The organism is Laedolimicola intestinihominis (genome assembly GCF_040096155.1).
In the GTDB taxonomy this organism is placed as follows: domain Bacteria; phylum Bacillota; class Clostridia; order Lachnospirales; family Lachnospiraceae; genus Laedolimicola; species Laedolimicola intestinihominis.
In genome coordinates, this window is record NZ_JBBMFE010000002.1 from 132458 (window position 1) to 148742 (window position 16285).

Here is a 16285-nt window from a genome sequence, read left to right on the forward strand (position 1 = left end):
TGCTCTCTCCTTTTTTATGAGTGTTTCTTTTTCCCTCATCGCTTGCGAAAATAAAACGAAAGGGAAGCCCCGCACGGGACTCCCCTTTCGCAGACTTCCCCCTTGGAGAACGTCATTGTTCTGTAAAAAATATAGCAGGTGGGATTTTTTTTGTCAATGATTATTTCTACACAAAAAGCCCTGCCGTAACCGGAAATTCCGCTTTTACGGCAGGGCTTTTCCATGGATTATTAAAATGGAATTAACGCTTTCTGCGACACAGCGTGATTCCACCCACGCCAGTTACGGCTGCCAGAAGGAGCAGGGTGTAGCCGAGGGTACGGACTGCGTTTGTGTCTGCGGTCTTCGGACCCTGGGCGATGGGCTGAGGGGCGGATGCTGTCGGGGTACTGCTGCCGGAACCGGATGATCCGGAGCCGCCGGAGCTGCTGCCACCGCCGTTATTGTCCGGTGTCTCCTGCTTCTTGTCATTCAGGCCGGACCATTGGATGGTAAGCTCCACGTCGTTGGCGGGCATGGTGAAAAAAAATCCTGCCTGGCCGCCCGCAAAATGTTCCGGGGAAACCTGAAGCCCAAGCTGCTCTTTTGTGAGCCCCTTTATGATACTGATTCCCTCATAGGTGGCGCCTTCCGGCTGTTCAAACAGAAAACTTACATCGCTTCCTTCCCGTTCGTTTACGATCAGCGTATGATTCACTTTGTCGTATTCCGGGTACTGCGAATAATGCCCGGATATGATTCCATTGATTTTTACGGTATAGCCCTTACTTACGCTGATGGGCTGGGCCGCGGTCTTTCCGTAAGCCGCTACCGTTACAGCCGTCTGTGCCAGCGGCAGATTTTCACCGTCTGGTATGATGTATTCTTCGTCATCCAGTTGCCGGCTGTACGGATAGCTTTCTTCTGCTCCGGCTTCCGCAACCGCTTCCGCCTCTGCCTTGTAATATGCCGTAACCTTCATTCCCGTTTCTTCAAAATTTTCACCCAAAAGATATGCCGTTTTATACGGTGGGTTTGTGACCGCGAGTTTCTCCACCGGCAGAACCCAGACATAGATATATCCTTCCGCCTCCTCGTATCGGTTGTCGCCATGACGGACAGCCAGGAACTGGTGCCCTCCACTCTCCGTCATCCTCTGATCCGGATTTTTCCATTCGATATGCTGCTCACCAGCACCCCTGATTTCTACCGTTCCAAGCTTCGCTCCCTGAAGTCCCGATCCTGCTCCTGCATCCAGCACGTTCTCCGGATCTCCCGTAGGAGCCAGTTCCGCTGCCCGCGCCGTCACCGGCAGTGCCAGCAGGCAGAACAACAGACTCAACACCAGCGTCAGTCCGCTCTTTTTCCACAGCTGTCTCATTTTTTTCATATTTCTTTTCCCCTTTCCTCATAAGGCCTGCGCTCGTTTCCCTTTTCTCTAGGACAGGCCTTTTTTTCGGTATAAAATTACACCCTACGTCCATTGTAAGGTGTATTTTATAAAATAAATACTAACTTAAGGTTAGGGTTTTAGCTGTATCAGTGTCTCCAGCTGCCGCCGGGCGCTGATATTCCTGCAGGCGCTCGCTAATATAGATGGTATTCAGATCGGATTTTCTTCTGGGCATAGACGTTCCTCTGTAGGGATTATTTCTTACTGTAATTATATTGAAAAATGACCGGAAAAGGAAGCGGGAGCGATAAAGCAAAAAACTTCTTGACAAATCGTTTCCTTTTCCTTATAATAATTTTTGCATGTGAATTTCATATTTATATTTTATCGGAGTATGGCGTAGTTTGGTAGCGCGCTCGGCTGGGGGCCGAGAGGTCGCAGGTTCAAATCCTGTTACTCCGATTTTTTATTGCAAAATCAAGGGTTTGCGGGATTTCGGAACTTTAAAAACTATGATTACTTTTGATTCCTTGTTACTACTAATTGTTACTATTTAATCTAAAAGAAAGGACCTTGCAACTATCTTAGTCAGAATCTTTATGGTTCTGGCTTTTTCTTTATATAATAAAAGGACTGGGTATGTTTCCCAGCCCTTTTCTATACTCCTCTTATTTCTCTCCTCTGCATTTCCGCACAAAAAATGAGCGACTTTTTATTCCAATCCACCATTTTCCGTCTTACTGCCGCAGATAAATCCCCTGCTCTTCAATCCAGTCCTGCAGATCGTTCTGGGCATCCTCTGCCCAGGTCTCCGTCTTTTCCGCACAGGCCAGGGGTCGTCCGGTCTTCCGGAAATAATCCTCGATAGCCGTCGTCAGCTTTTCAAATTCATCCTCAAAGATACAGTTTTTCAGCGTGGCGTTCCGAATGCCGTCCAGACAGGCCCGGTAATCCATCCACAGAACGCTCTCCACCTCTTCCTTCTGAAGCTTCAAATCCCCGGTACGTCCGGTATACTCCATCAGATACACCCTGCTGTACTCATAGTTGATGAACGGCTTTCCATAAAATACATCTTTTACGTAACCCTTATGGGTGAACACCTCATGCAATTCCCCGGGCTCAGCTTTTACGCCCAGCTCTTCCCGAAGCTCCCGCAGCGCCGATTCCCGAAAATCCTGTCCTGCCGGAATATGTCCCGCGGAAGAGATGTCATAACAGCCCGGAAAAGAATCCTTATGGACGCTCCGCTTCTGAAGCAGCACGTCGGCAGATCCCCGGTCGGCCCGGTAACGCACCAGCCACACATGGGAGGTACCGTGTAAATCGCCGTCCCGGTGTACCAGCTCCCGCTCCTTTGTTTCTCCCTTCCGGCTTCCGTCTTCCTTTCGTAAATCCAGTAACTCACTCATCTGTCTTCCTCCTTCTCTCCGCCAGCAGCAGATCCACCATGCGGCCATAGCTTTTGACTCCACCCTTCTGGGAATTGGCTCTCAGATAGGTATCGTTCATTTTATCGGAAATATCTGCCACTTTTCCGGCAAAGCTCTTCCAGTAACGGTTATGCTCTGCCAGATCGGCTTCCGCCCGGGCGCAGAGCTTCTTCCGGATCGCGATCATCCGCTCCGGATTCTCCCGGTACAGGGCATTTCCACTGTAAATGTAGGCCAGCAGCGCTCCGCTATAACGAAAAGCCGCGCTGTCCGAAGCCCGGCAGGCCAGGTATGCGATAAAATTGGCCTCGTCCTCCCGCATAAAGCCCTTCAGATGAGACAGCTCATGGCAGACCGTGGAGGGCTTGTCCGGCTGCGGCATATCCCCGTTATAATTGGCTTCTATGGTAAATGGGCTGTATTCCCCCTGCAGCTGCTGATAGGACATGTACCACCAGCTGAAAATCTGCTTGGGAACCGGATAATACCCGGCCAGCTCCGGATAGCTTTCCCCCGCCCGCTGCATGGCCTTCACCGCCTCTGTCCCCAGATCTCGGCTGTCAGACAGTCCTTCGGGGGATTCTGTCTCCAGCTCCGCCGCAGCCTCATTGATTTCCTGCACCAGAGCTTCGCAAAGCTCAGCCAGTTCATCTTCCGTTGACTTCTGTAAGGTAAAGCCGGCCCGTTCCGCGAAGGTCAGCCGCTGATAATTGATTCCGCAATTCAAAGTAAACAGAACAAATAAAATAATCGCGAATTTTACCACAATTGCTGCCATTCTGTGCAGCCGCAGCCGTCGCCGGATCACCAGAAGCAGCCCGGCCAGCGCCGACAGTATCGCCGCGTAAATCAGAAGCTCAATCAGGGAAACGGGTACAAGGGCGCTTACGCGTCCCAGGCTTCCCACCCAGATCGGATAGATCTTTTCCGCGTACCACTCCGCAAAGGCTGGAAAAAGCCGGGCCGCAAGGTCCAGCGCCAGGGCAGCCAGAAGGCTGCCGCTCCAGCACACTGTACTCCTTCGTACCCGGCTTTTATGCTCCGCACGCCTCATGAAAGGGCGCTCTTCTTTTCATCGATTTCTCCCTGATACTCGTCAATCAGGATTTCCTTGCGCGCGATTTCCTCGCAAAGCTGCTGAAGCGGCACATCGTCGATACTGCCCGCAGCCGCGAAGCGCTCGTATACGATTTTTCCGATGGCCTCGTAATCCCGCTTCATGTCCCGCTCCAGGCTGTAGATCTGATTTTTCAGTTTCGCTACGCCCGCCACCTCAGTCGCTTTGCGGCTTACGGTGTCCGCCGCTCCTGTTACGGTTCTTCCAATGTTGTCCCAGATATTGCTGTTCATCATCTATACCTCCTTGTATTATAAAATACATTTATAACCTCCGCCAGTACTATCGAAGCCGCTCCCACCAGGAAGGGCATCAGCGTCTGACAGATCGTTGTCTCATAAAATCTCACCATCATAAAAGCCAGCGCCGCGAAATTTCGCAGCAGCATGTGCCAGAGATAAATCTGTGCTGAATCCCGCTCGCCGATGCGGGCCAGAGCCGAGCCTTTTCCAAAGGCCGGATGGGCCAGAGCCAATGCGAACATCCCGCCCGCCGTCAGGATACTGCCCACATACAGCTCGTCATATCCGCTCCACAGACATTCCACCGCCGATAACACGACACCTGCCGACAGCGCTGCCAGGCAGAAGCCCGTACGCAGCGTCAGCCTTCCCTGCTTCTCCCGGCAGGCAAACCAGCTGCCCCACAGGAAAAACGGAAAGCCCGTCAGCCAGAAGCTTCGGATCCAGCGGACCGGCACCGCGATACCGGTCAGTCCTCTTCCCTCTCCCAGCAACAGATTGGCTGCCAGCAGTACCGGAATCAGAAGATATGTCCTTTCCTCCAGGCGTTTACGCGCCAGCAGCCGGTAAAACAGGTAGCAATACACCAGCGCGCCCATAAACCACAGATGAGGCGCCATAGCTGTCCGGTTAAAGAACAGCAGATCGGACACCGTCCTGCCTCCCTCCGGAAAAAGCTCTGCTCCCATCTGCGCGAAGGTCCGTTGGGACAGAAAATACCGGATTGCGGCCCACAGGTAATAAACCACCACCGCTCCCACATACAGCCGGAGAATATGGATTTCCCGCCGTCTTAAGACAGCGTCCTCCCGTCCATAGGCGAAATATCCGCTGATCAGGAAAAACAGCGGCACCGCGAACCGGGCTATTCCTTTTATGATTTCCCCGGGAACGCCGGGCAGGGTGCAGTGAATCAGCACCACTGCAAAGGCGGCAATTCCCTTCCATACATTCAGACAATCATTCTTCGTCTTCATGACTTAATCCTGCTGCTCCAGCTCCAGCACGCCCCGCATGGCGATAACCGGGCCGCCCCGATGCTCAATATATTCTCTGGTAATCGTGACGCGGCCGATATTGTCATCCTTCGGCACCTCATACATAATATCCAGCATAAATTCCTCTATGATAGCCCGGAGCGCTCTGGCTCCCGTATCCCGCTTCAGCGCCTCTTCCGCGATGGCCTCCAGTGCGCCGTCGTTGAACTGCAGATCCACCTCATCCAGATCCAGCAGCTTCTGGTACTGCTTGAGAATGGCATTCTTCGGCTCCTTCAGGATCCGAACCAGCATATCCTTGTCAAGCCTGCCCAGGGTACAGATTATCGGCAGACGCCCCAGAAACTCAGGAATCATACCGAAGGCCCGCAGATCCTCCACGGTCACCTTTGAAAGCAGATTCGGCTCTTTGTCGTATTTATCCTTTAAATCCGCCTGGAAGCCCATGGAGGACTTCTGGTTCAGACGCTCCTTAATGACATTCTCCAGATCCGGGAACGCGCCGCCGCAGATAAAGAGGATATTGCGGGTATTCACCGTGGTCAGCGGTACCATGGCGTTCTTGCTGCTTGCGCCCACAGGTACCTCAACCTCCGCGCCCTCCAGAAGCTTTAAAAGTCCCTGCTGCACCGACTCTCCGCTGACGTCCCGATGATGGGTATCCTTCTTCTTCGCAATCTTGTCAATCTCATCGATAAAGACGATTCCCCTCTCGGCCTTCTCCACATCATTGTCCGCCGCTGCCAGCAGCTTGGAAATAACGCTCTCGATGTCGTCGCCGATGTAGCCTGCCTCGGTCAGGGACGTGGCGTCCGCAATAGCCAGGGGCACATCCAGAAGCTTCGCCAGCGTCTTCACCAGATAAGTCTTGCCACTTCCGGTGGGACCTATCAGCAGAATGTTGGACTTCTCAATCTCGATATCGTCCTGGGTTCCGGTGGCCACACGCTTGTAGTGATTGTATACAGCCACAGAAATAACCTTTTTGGCATGATCCTGTCCGATAACGAATTCGTCCAGGCTGGCCTTCAGCTTATGGGGTGCCGGAATGCTCCGGATATCAAACGCAGGCTTCGGTCCTTCCTTCTTTGGCTTTTTCTTCTTCACCTGCTGCTGATTGGACATCATGTTCTGTAAATCTGATAAATTCATAAAGTTGACGCCCTGAAGCCTGGAGAAGTCAATATTTCCATTCTGAATCGTATCCATCGTCTTCTGCATACAGTCCGGGCAGACACTGATGCCATCTGTCAGGGTGATCAGCTTCCCGGTCTGGCTCTCCGGACGGCGGCAGAGGAAGCAGAACCGCTCGTAGTCATGTTCCTCCTGCTCTGTACTTTCTGTATGGATTACCCCTTCCGGAGTGTCTTTTTCCTTATCGTTCTCTAAGTAATCTTTATCCTGCATATATTCCTGTTCTCCTTTTCACACAGTATATCATAATTTACCCCATTGTGAGCGAAGAATTAAAATTTCATATTCTTTATAAATCCTTTCGATTATTTTATCAAATATACATATCTGATGATTTTGTCCGTTTTTGTAAAATTATCCCAGTTTAAATATGTAAAAGAGACCGGCTGCACGTTTTACGCATAACCGATCTCTTCGATTCATCTGTCTACTTATTGGCCGCTTCTACCTCTGCCTTGGTACTCAGAGTCAGTGATACTGTTTTCTCCACATAGCTTCCATTTTCCGGGGACTGTACTGTCACTTCCACCGTCTCACCGGCTTCATAGTATTGCAGGCGATCCCGCAGCGTATCATAGGTTGTCACGCCCATTCCGTCGAAGCGGGTCAGGATATCTCCCTTTTTCAGTCCTGCCTTATCCGCCGCGCAGCCTGCTACCACAGACTTCAGATAGACGCCCTCAGGCATATCATACTGCTGGGCAATGTCGCTGGTCACATCCTGACAGGTAACGCCCAGATACCCCATTTTCTCACTGTCTACTTCAGAACGGGTCTGCAGATTCTGCAGATCTCCGATGATGCCCTCCACATCGGAAATGGGGATTGCGTAGCCCATACCCTCTACATAGTTGGATGAAAGCTTGGCCTCGTTGATACCGATGACCTCACCCTTCATATTCAGCAGTGCGCCGCCGCTGTTGCCCGGGTTGATGGCCGCGTCCGTCTGAATCAGCTTATTGCTGATGGTACTGCCATCGTCATTTTGCAGGGTTACCTCCCTGTCCAGCGCGCTGACAATTCCCTTGGTCACCGACTGTCCATATCCCAGCGCATTGCCGATGGCAATCACCTGATCGCCCACCTGCATCTGTGAGGAATCGCCAATCGTGGCTGTCTTAATCGCAGACATGGTCTCCGCCGGAATATCTGAAAGCTTCACGGCAATGACGCCCACATCCTTTGTGGCGTCGCTTCCCTTAATCTGAGCCTCCACCGGAGTAGTTCCATCCTTGCCCTCGTCCACGCTGAATACCACAGACAGGTTGGTTGCCCCTGTGATGACATGGTTGTTGGTGACAATCAGAAGTTCGCTGTCATTCTGACCGATGATAATGCCGGTTCCTGTGGATGTGGACTCCTGCTGCTGTGGCTGACTGTACCAGCCGAAGCCCCAGTAATTCTGTACCTCTTTTACGCTGACATTGGTTATAGCCACCAGGGACGGCATGCACTGCTTCACAATCGCTGATACGGACGCAGCGCTGTCTTCCGAACCGCTGTTTCCGGTCTGGGGCTGTACGGTTCCGACCTCCGGTGCCGCCGTATCCGCTGACGCATCCTGGCTTACAGGAGCCGTCACCTTATCGCCGAACAGCTTCTGTCCCACAAAATTCGTGCCCTGGAATGCCGCTCCGGCCACCACGCCAAATACCAGCGCAATGCACACGGTCTTCGCAATGGTGCGGCCAAAATTCTTCTTTTTCTTCTGCTTCTTCGACACGCTGCCCCGGAAACTGCTCTCCGTATTCCGGCTCTCCGTGCGCTGATAATCTGTATCCTGATAGAACGGACCGCTGTAACGATACTGGCTGCCTGTGGTTCCGCTTTCAGGCTGCGCTGCCGTACTGTCTTTTCCTTCCGCTCCGGCGTTCTCTGTATCTCTTACATCTGCTCCTGTTTCATTTTCCATATCCGGATTTTCAGACAGGTTTTTATTTTCCTCATCGTACATAAAGATGCACTCCTTCCTCCACTCACTTGTATCATTATCCTGTAGTGTAACAGGCAATTGTGTTCAAAGTGTGAGCAAAGGATTAAAAAAAGTTTATAAATGCCCGCGCCCGTATAATTCAAAAAAATCGTGCAGTTTCTGCAAAACTGCACGATTCCAGGCTGCGGATAACAGGACTTGAACCTGCACGGGGTTACCACCAGAACCTAAATCTGGCGCGTCTGCCAATTCCGCCATATCCGCGTATTGCTGTCCGCTTTCGTGGACTTGTTTAAACAAAAAGACCGAAAACCCTGTATTCACAAAATCTTCGATCTTCTCATGAAGCATCCGGGATTCGAACCCGGGACAACTTGATTAAAAGTCAAGTGCTCTACCGACTGAGCTAATGCTCCTTATTCATAATAACTGCGGAAGGTTTTCATCCGCCCAACTGGGCTAACTGGATTCGAACCAGCGAATGCAGGAGTCAAAGTCCTGTGCCTTACCGCTTGGCGATAGCCCAAAATTTTGCTCTCGCAAAGGGTGGATAAAGGGATTCGAACCCTTGGCCTCCAGAGCCACAATCTGGCGCGCTAACCAGCTGCGCTATACCCACCATATCTTGCCAAGTAACGGCATATGCAAATCTTACAATCTGCAAATGTGCTCGAAGGGATTCGAACCCCCGACCCACGGCTTAGAAGGCCGTTGCTCTATCCAACTGAGCTACGAACACAAACCCTTCGATAGAAGTGTTATCTGTGAGTCAAGTACTCACAGTACACACTGATCACTAAGCTCATTTGCTCGCTGCGCTCCCAATTCGCTAAGTGTTCAGGTGGACGTTCGTACTAGGTTCGAAAATACCTCACCAAGTACTCACAGTCAGCGGGTGATGGGAATCGAACCCACGTATCCAGCTTGGAAGGCTGGTGTTCTACCATTGAACTACACCCGCAGAGTATCATCGGGGTGACAGGATTCGAACCTGCGACCTCCTGGTCCCAAACCAGGCGCTCTAGCCAAGCTGAGCCACACCCCGAAGCTGTTCACCGCCGCGTCACTCGTGACGCAAAATATATTCTACTGGATAAAAGTAAAATTGTCAACAACTTTTTTTAATTTTTTTCAACTTCTTCAAAAATCTTTTTTAAATGTATTTGATAGTGTAAGCGGCATCCCCATTTCCATCAATTTCCATTACCATATAGCTGGGCTTCCTGCCCTCCTGGCGGGGATAGGACATACTGCCCGGATTCAGCACCGTTACATCCCGCTCCTGCTCCAGATAAGGCCGGTGGGTATGGCCGAACATGGCGATATCGAAATTCCGCGCCCGGGCTTCCTCCTTCAGCATCTCGGTTCCCATGGAGATATAGTAATAATGGCCGTGGGTCAGAAGCACCCGGTATTTTCCTATCTCAAATTCATCTTCCCGGGGCAGATCACAGAAAAAATCATTATTTCCCGCCACCATGTGGACCGGACAGCCTGCCATTTCCCGGATCTTTTCCTCACTGCCCTCCACATCGCCGCAGTGAACCAGCATATCAAAGGGCTTTTCCCGTTCCATAGCTTCTTTCAGGTTGCCTTCTTTTCCATGTGTATCGCTGACAATCAGTACCTTCATGCATTTACCTCTTTTAAAACTTCTTTCATAGCCCTTAAAGCCTTTCCTCTGTGGCTGATTTTATTTTTCTGTTCCATGGTAAGCTCTGCGGTGGAACAGCCAAATTCCGGCACAAAGAAAATCGGGTCGTAACCAAAACCGCCTTCGCCTCTGGATTCGTAGCCGATGATACCCTCGATGGTCCCCTTTGTGGTAAATTCCCGTCCATCCGGAAGCACTGCCGCAATGACGCACACAAAGCGCGCGGTCCGCTTTTTCTCAGGCACGCCTGCCAGCAGATCGAGGAGCTTCTGATTTTTAATCTCATAGGAAGTGTCCTCCCCCATATAACGCGCGGAATAGACGCCCGGCTCACCGTTCAGGTAATCAATTTCCAGGCCGGAATCGTCCGCCAGCACCAGGGCATCCGTCTGGGCCGCCACCGCCCGGGCCTTAATCAGGGCGTTAGCCTCAAACGTGGTTCCGTTCTCCTCGGCGTCGCTTACGATGCCAGCCTCCTTCTGAGACAGAATCGTGAGACCGGGCCGTCCCAGAATCTCACGGATTTCTTTCATTTTTCCTGCATTTCCGGTAGCAAATATCAGTTTATCCATTTTCTTCTCCTCTGTTTCCTAGTTCCGGTCCGAAGCATATACCTTCAGACACAGATTGCTCTGCTGCTCCGTCTCCACACCTTCCCAGTAGAGATAGCCGTCGGCACTGATATACCCCTCGCCATCGCTTAAATCTACTGCGTCCTGAAGCTCGTCAGACGCGTATTCCACAGCAATCGGATACTGGCTGCCCGGCGTGGTTATCTGCACAATCACGGCAAACCGGTCACCCGCACACACGGATACCGCTTCCGTCAGATCTACGGTATAATAGCCCGCGTACTGCAAATATCCCGACTGCAGAATCTGCGCCTCCCCAAGAGACGTTGCGTCGGTAAATTCCGGTTGGATGCTGATGCGATATTCCGTATCCGGTCCGGTAGCATAAAAGCCTACGGCTTTCAGCTCCTGATTTCCGACCGCCTCGTATACATTGGCAAAGCTGGCCTTTTCTGTATTGTAGCCAATCTGTCCGCACCAGCCGCACAGATCAGACTGATAAAGCGTATCATAATTGTCCGGGGCGTCGATACGGGTATACGCCACATTATCGCTTCCAATATTCGTGTCATAATAGGAGACATAAAATACACCGTCTTCCCCGAACTCATTTCCCCAGCTGTTCTGACAGATAAAAGCGCCGTCTCCCTGCATAGTCCGATTGAAATTATCTGCCGGATACCCATCGTCCCAGCCGATGATCACCACGTCGTGATTGGACGCTTCCTGCCCGGTATAGCCATAACTTTTATGCTCCTCGCTATAGTAGTCGGATTGCCCAGTATATTCGGTAAAATCCATATAAAGGGAGCTTTCCACGCCGCCGTAGAGATACACGGTCTGTTTGATGGCCTCGTAGTCTTTCGCCGCGGGCATCCGCACCTCCTGCACATGACAAACTGCCTGCAGATCGTCGGGGGACTGCCCGTCGCCGTACGGATCGTCCTGCTCCAGCACCGGTCCGGCCCAGGACGTCAGATAAGCCATCGACATGATATAGGAACCGCCTTCTTCTGTTCCCATTTTAAAATGATTGTGATAGTTCAGGTGATCCGGAGAAAAATCATATTGCTTTTCCGGCATCAGTGCCGTCTCCAACGCGGTCAGGCCCGCAAAGGCCCAGCAGGTACCGTGCTGTCCTTGATCCCGGGCCGGAACACTCCTGCCTTCCTCCCGGTAATCATACCGTTCCGGAAGTTCGATTTCTTCCTTTGTCCGGTCAATAGCCAGACTCTCCGCGGTTTTGCCGGCCTTTTCCTCCAGCATGGATTCCACCAGGGCCGCGCCGCTCACCGGCGCCTCCGTCGGCTGAATATCCATATCTCGTATCACAAGAAAACAGCAGACCAGAAATGCCAGCACTGTCAGGGTTCGAAGTTTTTTTCTCATATATCCTGCCGCGGTCTCCGGGGCGGCTTGGGTCCCGGAAACTGATAGAAATAGGTTTTCAACATGCCATTATAGATTTTACGGTTCTTCGCCGCCTTGCGGCCCAGATACCGCTCCGCGTCCTCGTAGCCGGTGATCAGGTACATGGACCAGTCATCCAGGCGATCATAGGCCTCGCCAATCTCCCGGTACAGGGTCGGCAGGGCTTCTTTTTCCTCCAGGCGCTCGCCATAGGGCGGATTTGTGATGACAAAGCCGTATTTTTTCGGATGGCGGAGCTCAGAGATCGGCCGCGCCTGAAAATGGATCAGGTGGTCGACGCCTGCTTCCTTTGCATTTTCCCGGGCCGCCTTTACCATGTCCGGGTCGATGTCGTAGCCCTGGATGTCAGTTTCGATGTCGTCTTTGATGAGGTCGTTCGCCTCTTCCACCGCGTTGTACCAGAGTTTTCTCGGGATCATGTTTTTCCAGTCCTCGGCCACGAATTCCCGGTTCATGCCCGGGGCGATGTTGGCCGCCATCATGGCCGCCTCGATGGGAAATGTGCCACAGCCGCAGAACGGATCTACCAGGATGCGGTCGCCTTTCCAGGGTGTCAGCATAATCAGGGCTGCCGCCAGAGTCTCGGTGATGGGCGCTTTGCTGGTTAGTCTTCTATAACCGCGCTTATGCAAGGAGACGCCGGAGGTGTCCAGACCTACCACTGCCTCATCCTTTAAAAATGTGATACGGATAGGGTAGGAGGCTCCGTCCTCGCTGAACCATTCCATCTTATATCTGGTCTTCAGTCGCTCTACCATGGCTTTTTTGACGATGGACTGGATGTCTGACGGGCTGAACAGCTTGCTTTTTACGGACGTAGCTTTTGTGACCCAGAATTTTCCGTCTGCCGGGATGTAGTTTTCCCATGGGATGGCTTTGATGCCCTCGAAGAGCTCGTCGAAGGTCTCTGCCTTGAAGCGGCCCACCTGAAGCATGACGCGCTCCGCGGTCCGAAGGAAGATGTTGGCGCGACACAGGGCGTCCATGTCGCCGATGAAGGTGACGCGGCCGTCCTCGACCAGGCTTACGTCGTATCCCAGGTCCTGTATTTCCCGTTTCAATACCGCCTCCAGGCCGAAGTGGCAGGGGGCGAGGAATTCGTATGTTTCCATTTATCTCTCCGTCTTCTGTAACGGTTCCGCCTGAACTGTTACCATTTTCTTACTTTTTTGTATTCAGTTTGACGGCAGACGCTTCTGATTGTTTGCTCCTGCGCCTGCCGTCATCCACTTATAGTTTATCTTAATATGCCCTTTCCCCGCTGTCAATGATTTTTCTGCGCCATGCCGGGGCTGAATCTCTAATACTGTTCCAGATTCCGCCCTTTGTAGGACTGGATACCGCCCACTAAGGTCAAGACCCGGTAGCCTGCTTCGGCCAGCTCCCGGGCGGCTTTCATGCTGGTGCTACCGCGCTCGCAGTAGAGGATCAGGGTTTTGCGGCGGAGCAGGTACACGCGGTCCTGCAGGTTCTCGTAAGGGATGCAGACGGCGCCTTTGATGTGCCGGCGGCGGAAGTCCCGGGGAGAGCGGATGTCAATGAGGATGTAGTCGGGTTTAAAGAGATAGCTGTCTATTTCCCTGGGGGAGATGGTGCCAAAGTTCATGGGATCACCTTTTGGATAGAAGGGTATACTTTATAGATATGCGGGAGGCGAAGGGAATGTGAAGAACGGATGCGTGAAAATCGCCCGGCTCTGCAAAGCAGAGCGGGCGATTCAGATGACACGTTAATTTGTGGACAGATAGGTCAGGCAGGCAGCTACGTCTGCAAATGTGCGGGATACCGGGATTTCCTGGCGGATAGCCGGGTTGGCAGCCTGCAGAGTGCAGCCCTGATAGCGACGGAGCATTCCCAGATCGTTATGGGCGTCGCCAATGGCGGCGATCTGACCCCGGAAGCTGATGGCTTTGGTCAGGATAGCGATGCCCTCGGCTTTGCCCAGGCCCCGGCTTACGATGTCGGCGTTGTTTTCGTTGACAAAAGCCTCTGCGCCTGGATAGCGGGCGTTGATGGCCTCGGCTGCTTTGCAGGTTTCCTCGTTATTAGAAAAACGCACATGGACTTGCAGGACTTCCCGACAGGCTTTCTGGAAGTCTTCCTGTGTGATGGTCTCGCGGATGCCGTTGTACATGATGGGATCCTTCTCCGGGTCGGTTCCTGTGATGACCTGTTTCCGGAAGCTTTTGCAGGTGACGTCTACCGGCATTCCATATTGTTCCAGCAGATAATCGGTTATCTGCAGTACCTCGACCGTATCCATTATTTTCTCATACAGGACTCTACCGTCCCAGCTTACGATACGCGCGCCATTATTACAGATCAGATAGTCAGCCTCGGCTTCCCATTCTTCCAGTTTTTCCCTGAGAATGCTTTCTTCCCGTCCTGTAGCTATGACGAACAGGTTGCCCTGCTGCCGCCAGTTTTCCACTGCACGGATGTTGGCCTCTGTGATTTCGCAGTTTACATAGAAGGTCCGATCGAAGTCGGACGCCAGCATTTTACCTGATTTTGACAATGCCGTTTTCTCCATTCTGAACTGCGCCTGTTTTCTGCAGCTCTACTTTTTCTCCGCTTGTGAAGATGACCGGAGAGACTACGGATTTTCCCTGCGCTTTCAAATACTCTACGTCTACTTTTACCAGCAGGTCACCCTGTTTTACGGTATCTCCCTGCTTTACTTTTACGTCAAAGCCCTGTCCGTTCAGCGCTACGGTGTCCATGCCGATGTGTATCAGGATTTCTTTTCCGTCATCGGTGTTGATGCCATATGCATGTCCGGTAGGAAATGCGGTGGCAATGGTTCCGCTCACAGGCGCGGTTACCTCGGCTCCGGTCAGTTCGATCGCAAAGCCGTCTCCCATGATTTTTCCGGCGAATACCGGATCCGGACACTGCTCGATGGGGAGCAGGATTCCGGTCATCGGTGATACGAATTCTTCTTTTTTCTTACGACTGAATAATCCCATTTTTCTGGTTCTCCTTTACCCTTTTGGCGCATTCTTTTGCTTCTTTTGCCATGCGGCGGGCCAGAAAGGCGGACAGTCCCGTGTAGTTCTCGGGTTTTATCATTTCTTCCAGTTCCTGATCGGTGAAGTTGTCGGACAATACCGGATCTTCTTTCAGTACGGTCAGGTAATCTTTGCCGTCCAGCTCTGCCAGCATCGCTTTATCATATAATAACTCATGGGAGCGATCCTTGCCAAGCTTTTCCGCTATTTTCATCATGACGCATTCACTGTTATCGAGACCCTTATTTAAAAGAGCATTCTGATACATGCGCTCTTTCTTCACATGCAGGGTGGCAGTCAGCTCCTCCGCGCGCATCAGGACTTCTGTCGTCAGTTCCAATGCTTCCTCCAGCATACCGTCGTACAGCATGTAAGCGCTGGAATCTCCCTCAAACATCCGGACGCCGGTAAAAAGTCCGGTAGATACCAGGGAATAGAGCTTCTGGGAGTTGGCTATGATGCCCTTCGCCAGCTTCGGATTGATTTTCTGGGGCATGGTGGAGCTTCCCACTGTACCCTTCTGAAAAGCCTCGCTGACCTCCCCGAATTCTTCCAGTCCCGTGTAGTAAACTTCCTCCGCTATTTTGTGAAGGGCGTTACATAAAAGCGCCAGGTTCATGATGTATTCTTCTTTGTGACTGAAGATATTGCGGGAGGGAACCGGCATGCTGTACATACCCAGCTTCTTGGCAAAGCGCTGCTGCACCCGCCAGCCGATCTCGCCGGTGGCGTTGAAGGCGCCTACCGCGCCTCCTGCCATGGCCTGGAATACCCGTTTTTCACATTCCTGCAGGCGCTCCTGCGCGTTCAGGAGCTCGCTGATCCAGACAGATACTTTATAACCGTAGGTAATTGGAATGGCGTGACGGCCATGGGTACGCCCCGGCATCACCGTCTCCGCATGAGCCTCAGCCAGATCGCCCAGGTGATCCAGGATATCCGCCACATAGGACTGGAATATCCGATGGATTTTATAGGTGACATAGAGCTGGCCGGTCTGCTGGATATTCTGGGTGGTCACGCCGTAATGGACGTATTTTCCACCCTCCTCGCTGCAGGCCTTTACCAGCACCTTTACAAATGGCACAAAGCCATGGCCTACCTTTGCCTGAATGCGATCCATTTCTTCCAGATCGATTCGCTCCAGTTTCGCATTTTCTATGATATTGTCTGCTGCGCTGCGGGGAATAAAGCCTTCCTTTGCCTGCGCGTCAGCCAGCGCAGCCTCCGCAAGGAGCCAGGATTCTATCTTTGCTTCCTTTGTAAGTAGCTTCTTGATTCCTCTGTCATTTCCTTTGCTCTTTGAATCATATAATGCTCTCATTTTT

The 16285-nt window shown here is 52.1% G+C and carries 15 protein-coding genes and 8 tRNA genes; 1 reads left to right on the top strand and 22 read right to left on the bottom strand.

Annotation, left to right across the window (positions count from 1 at the left end; all coding sequences use genetic code 11):
- Positions 1-241: 241 nt before the first annotated feature.
- Positions 242-1369 carry a hypothetical protein gene (locus WMO29_RS02985; protein ID WP_349163705.1) on the bottom strand — a complete coding sequence of 376 codons (1128 nt, stop codon included), beginning with the start codon at positions 1367-1369 and terminating at the stop codon, positions 242-244.
- Between the two features lie 391 nt (positions 1370-1760).
- On the opposite strand from WMO29_RS02985, the gene WMO29_RS02990 reads away from it, so the two are divergent.
- Positions 1761-1834: transfer RNA gene (locus WMO29_RS02990), tRNA-Pro, on the top strand.
- 275 nt (positions 1835-2109) lie between these two features.
- Here the strand turns inward: WMO29_RS02990 and WMO29_RS02995 are convergent.
- The 21 genes from WMO29_RS02995 to WMO29_RS03095 form a co-directional block, all read right to left on the bottom strand.
- Positions 2110-2784, bottom strand: coding sequence for an NUDIX hydrolase (locus WMO29_RS02995; RefSeq protein WP_349163707.1), 675 nt, complete (start codon positions 2782-2784; stop codon positions 2110-2112).
- On the bottom strand, positions 2777-3859 hold the full coding sequence (locus tag WMO29_RS03000; protein WP_349163709.1) for a DUF3810 domain-containing protein: 1083 nt from the start codon (positions 3857-3859) through the stop codon (positions 2777-2779). The genes WMO29_RS02995 and WMO29_RS03000 overlap by 8 nt, the downstream gene beginning before the upstream one ends.
- Complete coding sequence (locus WMO29_RS03005; RefSeq protein ID WP_349163710.1) at positions 3856-4158, bottom strand: hypothetical protein; 303 nt, start codon at positions 4156-4158, stop codon at positions 3856-3858. The genes WMO29_RS03000 and WMO29_RS03005 overlap by 4 nt, the downstream gene beginning before the upstream one ends.
- Complete coding sequence (locus tag WMO29_RS03010; protein WP_349163711.1) at positions 4155-5141, bottom strand: acyltransferase family protein; 987 nt, start codon at positions 5139-5141, stop codon at positions 4155-4157. The genes WMO29_RS03005 and WMO29_RS03010 overlap by 4 nt, the downstream gene beginning before the upstream one ends.
- 3 nt (positions 5142-5144) lie before the next feature.
- On the bottom strand, positions 5145-6569 hold the full coding sequence (clpX, locus tag WMO29_RS03015) for an ATP-dependent Clp protease ATP-binding subunit ClpX (RefSeq protein ID WP_349163713.1): 1425 nt from the start codon (positions 6567-6569) through the stop codon (positions 5145-5147).
- 214 nt (positions 6570-6783) lie between these two features.
- The gene (locus WMO29_RS03020; protein ID WP_349163714.1) at positions 6784-8310 is read right to left on the bottom strand and encodes a S1C family serine protease; all 1527 of its coding nucleotides are present in this window, start codon (positions 8308-8310) and stop codon (positions 6784-6786) included.
- A 162-nt stretch (positions 8311-8472) separates the two neighbouring features.
- A tRNA-Leu gene (locus WMO29_RS03025) sits at positions 8473-8553 on the bottom strand.
- A gap of 79 nt (positions 8554-8632) precedes the next feature.
- A tRNA-Lys gene (locus WMO29_RS03030) sits at positions 8633-8705 on the bottom strand.
- Positions 8706-8743: 38 nt separating this feature from the next.
- Positions 8744-8815: transfer RNA gene (locus WMO29_RS03035), tRNA-Gln, on the bottom strand.
- 19 nt (positions 8816-8834) lie between these two features.
- Positions 8835-8908 (bottom strand) — tRNA-His (locus WMO29_RS03040).
- 46 nt (positions 8909-8954) lie between these two features.
- Positions 8955-9028: transfer RNA gene (locus tag WMO29_RS03045), tRNA-Arg, on the bottom strand.
- Between the two features lie 151 nt (positions 9029-9179).
- Positions 9180-9250, bottom strand: a tRNA-Gly gene (locus WMO29_RS03050).
- Between the two features lie 9 nt (positions 9251-9259).
- Positions 9260-9334 (bottom strand) — tRNA-Pro (locus WMO29_RS03055).
- Positions 9335-9442: 108 nt separating this feature from the next.
- Positions 9443-9922: a YfcE family phosphodiesterase gene (locus WMO29_RS03060; protein ID WP_178040205.1), complete on the bottom strand. Its 480-nt coding sequence runs from the start codon at positions 9920-9922 to the stop codon at positions 9443-9445.
- The gene (locus WMO29_RS03065; protein ID WP_349163715.1) at positions 9919-10515 is read right to left on the bottom strand and encodes an XTP/dITP diphosphatase; all 597 of its coding nucleotides are present in this window, start codon (positions 10513-10515) and stop codon (positions 9919-9921) included. The genes WMO29_RS03060 and WMO29_RS03065 overlap by 4 nt, the downstream gene beginning before the upstream one ends.
- 18 nt (positions 10516-10533) lie before the next feature.
- Positions 10534-11904 carry a lectin like domain-containing protein gene (locus tag WMO29_RS03070; protein WP_349163716.1) on the bottom strand — a complete coding sequence of 457 codons (1371 nt, stop codon included), beginning with the start codon at positions 11902-11904 and terminating at the stop codon, positions 10534-10536.
- Positions 11901-13058, bottom strand: a complete 1158-nt coding sequence (locus tag WMO29_RS03075) for a THUMP domain-containing class I SAM-dependent RNA methyltransferase (protein WP_349163717.1) — start codon at positions 13056-13058, stop codon at positions 11901-11903. The genes WMO29_RS03070 and WMO29_RS03075 overlap by 4 nt, the downstream gene beginning before the upstream one ends.
- 188 nt (positions 13059-13246) lie before the next feature.
- A complete protein-coding gene (locus WMO29_RS03080) occupies positions 13247-13552 on the bottom strand; it encodes a rhodanese-like domain-containing protein (RefSeq protein WP_178040201.1) in 306 nt (101 codons plus the stop codon).
- A gap of 123 nt (positions 13553-13675) precedes the next feature.
- Positions 13676-14464 carry an HAD-IIB family hydrolase gene (locus tag WMO29_RS03085; RefSeq protein WP_349163718.1) on the bottom strand — a complete coding sequence of 263 codons (789 nt, stop codon included), beginning with the start codon at positions 14462-14464 and terminating at the stop codon, positions 13676-13678.
- Positions 14448-14915 carry a PTS sugar transporter subunit IIA gene (locus tag WMO29_RS03090; RefSeq protein WP_349163719.1) on the bottom strand — a complete coding sequence of 156 codons (468 nt, stop codon included), beginning with the start codon at positions 14913-14915 and terminating at the stop codon, positions 14448-14450. The genes WMO29_RS03085 and WMO29_RS03090 overlap by 17 nt, the downstream gene beginning before the upstream one ends.
- Positions 14896-16281, bottom strand: a complete 1386-nt coding sequence (locus WMO29_RS03095; RefSeq protein ID WP_349163720.1) for a class-II fumarase/aspartase family protein — start codon at positions 16279-16281, stop codon at positions 14896-14898. Before WMO29_RS03095 ends, WMO29_RS03090 begins: the two co-directional genes overlap by 20 nt.
- Positions 16282-16285: the final 4 nt, after the last annotated feature.